Consider the following 2,861-nt stretch of genomic DNA (forward strand, 5'->3'; position numbering starts at 1 on the left):
GCCGCAGTGGAGGCGCCCACGCCCTGCTGGGTGGCGACCCGGTGCGCGTTCACGGCGAGCAGTCCGCCGCCACCGAACAGGTGGGCCCCGATCGCTGCGGCGTTGACCGGCGCCCACTTCGCCCAGCCCGACGAAGAGATCCGGTCACGGCTCGCTTGCGTGCTGCCTTCGCCCTGTGCCGCCCCGTTGAGGCCGACGGCCCCCATCAGCGAGCCCCCGAACCAGGCGGCCAGACCAAGATCATGGAGGCTGCGGATGACGGTGTTGCGTTCAGACATGGCCTGGAGCTCCTTCGGATCGATGGGAAGGGCTTGGCCGACGTGGACGGCGTAGCCCATTCCACCCTCGTCGGACTCTGTAGGGCCTGCCATCAGGGCAGGCCGTATGAGTGACATCGGGGCAGAAGGTGTTTCGCATCCCCGGTGCGTCCCTCGGGGGCGGAGACCTGTGTCGGCGCCAGCGGCGTGTCAGCTCTTGCGCGGGTGGGGCCCTGGAGACTGTGACGGCGTCCAGGGCCCCGAGGCACGGACAGCGTGGGACGTACCTCACCAGGGCAACGAGGCGTCGGGAAGTTGGACACCACCGACCACTCCCCTGGCGCACCCTTCGGTGAAAACCGCTGTGCGCTTGGTGGGCCGCGAGGCCATGGGTACCCGGCCGTAAACGGCGGAGGTGCGACATGGCAACAGCGCACAAGCCGGGACCTGCCCGGACCAAAAGGAAGCCAGTCGATCAGTCCTTGATGCGGGCGCAAAGGCAACAGATCATCGGGCTGCTGATGCTTCTGAGCGCAGTGGTGTTGTTCGTCGCCCCGTGGATCGTGGGCTATCCGGACACCGCAAAGGACGCACACCGCAATGAACTAGGCGTCGGGATGATCGTGTTCTTCATCGCCCTCTCCCGGTTCTTCCATTACCCCGGCAAGTGGCCTGATCTGGTGGTGCTGGCGGCCGGGGCCTGGATGATCGCCTCGCCGTGGGTCATCAGCACGCAGAACACCGAGGTGTTCGACGGCGCTCAGGTGATCGACGTGGTTCTGGGCATCGTGCTCATGGTGCTGGCAAGTCTGTCCTTGCTGCTGTTGGGCTTGACCAGAAGGCGCGAAGAGTAGGAAAACCAGCGGGCTGAAGATGGCAGTCCCCGTGACGTAGTGCTGTGACTAATCCGTAGTGGCGGATCTCTTCGCACTGGCGACCGGGACGGTAAGACGAGGGCAATGACTGTGGAAGTCTGTGCTGCAGACCGGCCGTGCTTCGCCGAGGAGGCCGGCCAACGCCTGCAGCGGCCCTGTCCGGGCACGTGATCTTCTGCATCCGCGGTGAGGCGTCCGGCGGAGCCCAACCGGCGGTAGTTCGTCGTGGTCATAGCCTGACGTGCTGTTTATCCCGCTGCGGATGGGCACTCGGCAGGTGCAGCGTTGATCTTGACGCTCTCCTTACCCGCGGAGTGCTTCAGGCGCTCCCCATGACGAAAGGGTGTCTCCTCATGAGCGCTGTGAACCCGGTCGGCGATGCCGGCCACCACACGGGAACCGATACGGCCGCTCACCGGTCGCGCCGACTGTCGACCGAGACGAAGGCCGCCTTCAAGACCACCGAATTCTTCGCCTACATCGCCGCGGTCGTCGCGGTGCTGATCGCCTCCATGGTCGTGGGAGACGACGATGGTCACGCGGACTACTTCCGCGCCGACAAGGCATGGCTGTACATCGTGATCCTCACCGTCGGCTACATGATCAGTCGAGGACTGGCCAAGTCCGGCAGCCGCGACCCTTACGACGAGTCCCGCTGAGCAGGAGGGGCCCTGGAAGGCTGTGACAGCGCCCCAGGGCCCTCAGGCGCTGCCGCTCGCGACCAGGACGTGCGCACGGCGGCACGCAACAGCTGGCGCTGGAGCCGTGACCTGGCCGCCGAGGCCGCCGACCGCTGGACCATCCACCTGCCGCACGAACTCCACGAACAGATCAGCAGCCGCCTGAACGACCCTCGCTGACCACATCCGGCTGGGGCCACCGGACTCACCCGGTGGCCCCAGCCTGGCGGCCACGGCCGCCGCACAACGCCAATTGAGATCTCTAAGCACCGAGCCTGGCGGTCAGACGTTCGAAGTCCATGGTGGCCGGATCCACCTCAGCGAAGGTGAGCAGCCTCCAAGTGCCGCCATGTTCTTGACCGGCCATCCTGATTGGATGCGGCTGCTGTGCGCTGAGCGCACTCGCACGACCTGGTCATAGTCGATGCCGCCGAATGATCGCACCTGGTCGCGGGCGTGGACCCGCACGGTACGCCGCCTCCGCACGAGGTTTCGAGGTACAGCCAGTCGGCTTTGACCTGCCGCCGCCTGCGCAGCCACGCGCCGGCCGCCGCCCGCCGACCCGCCCCGTGCTGGCACAACAGTGGCACTTTCGGTGGTGGCCGATGGCACGGCGCGGAGCTTGCGCCCTTACCGCGCCGCGGCGCTGATTCTGCGCGGGGTGGCGTGGGCGGGCTGTGCACACGGCCGCAGGAACCCGGTTCACCTGGGCACGGGGGCAAGCCCTGCCGGAGGCGGTGGGCCGTGGGCTGGACGTGGCGGTGCAGTGGCCCAGCGAAGGCTGTGATTCGGCGAGCGGAGCGGTCAGGAGGTCAGGGCCTGCTGGGTGGTGGGGTGGCAGGGGATGAGCGTGTCGAGGCCGACGAGCTGCAGGACGCGCAGGACGGATGGCTGGGCGCTGGCGATGCGCACCCACCCTTGCGTACCTGCCGCGTGCTGGTGGGCGGTGACGAGGACGTTGATGCCGCTGGAGTCGAGGAAGGTCACGCCGCTGAGGTCCGCCACGATCCGTAGCGGCGTTGCCCCGCCGGAGGGCAGCAGAACCTCGG

General features: G+C 67.5%; 4 protein-coding genes and 1 pseudogene. 3 read left to right on the forward strand and 2 right to left on the reverse strand.

Features of this window, described 5'->3' with window-relative positions; all coding sequences use genetic code 11:
* Positions 1 to 278: pseudogene (locus ABTZ58_RS39920) on the reverse strand (hypothetical protein); the annotation flags it as partial.
* Between the two features lie 401 nt (positions 279 to 679).
* Between ABTZ58_RS39920 and ABTZ58_RS39925 the strand changes: the two are divergent.
* The 3 genes from ABTZ58_RS39925 (at position 680) to ABTZ58_RS39935 (ending at position 1,992) form a co-directional block, all read left to right on the forward strand.
* Entirely contained in the window at positions 680 to 1,111 is a 432-nt protein-coding gene (locus ABTZ58_RS39925) for an SPW repeat domain-containing protein (RefSeq protein ID WP_351368386.1), read from the forward strand.
* A gap of 374 nt (positions 1,112 to 1,485) precedes the next feature.
* Entirely contained in the window at positions 1,486 to 1,791 is a 306-nt protein-coding gene (locus tag ABTZ58_RS39930) for a hypothetical protein (protein ID WP_351368389.1), read from the forward strand.
* A 69-nt stretch (positions 1,792 to 1,860) separates the two neighbouring features.
* Complete coding sequence (locus tag ABTZ58_RS39935) at positions 1,861 to 1,992, forward strand: hypothetical protein (RefSeq protein WP_351368392.1); 132 nt, start codon at positions 1,861 to 1,863, stop codon at positions 1,990 to 1,992.
* A 624-nt stretch (positions 1,993 to 2,616) separates the two neighbouring features.
* Here the strand turns inward: ABTZ58_RS39935 and ABTZ58_RS39940 are convergent.
* Positions 2,617 to 2,861, reverse strand: a 245-nt coding sequence (locus tag ABTZ58_RS39940; protein WP_351368395.1) for an STAS domain-containing protein, incomplete at its 5' end; no start/stop codon positions are given.

The organism is Streptomyces sp. NPDC094143, assembly GCF_040303825.1.
In the GTDB taxonomy this organism is placed as follows: domain Bacteria; phylum Actinomycetota; class Actinomycetes; order Streptomycetales; family Streptomycetaceae; genus Streptomyces.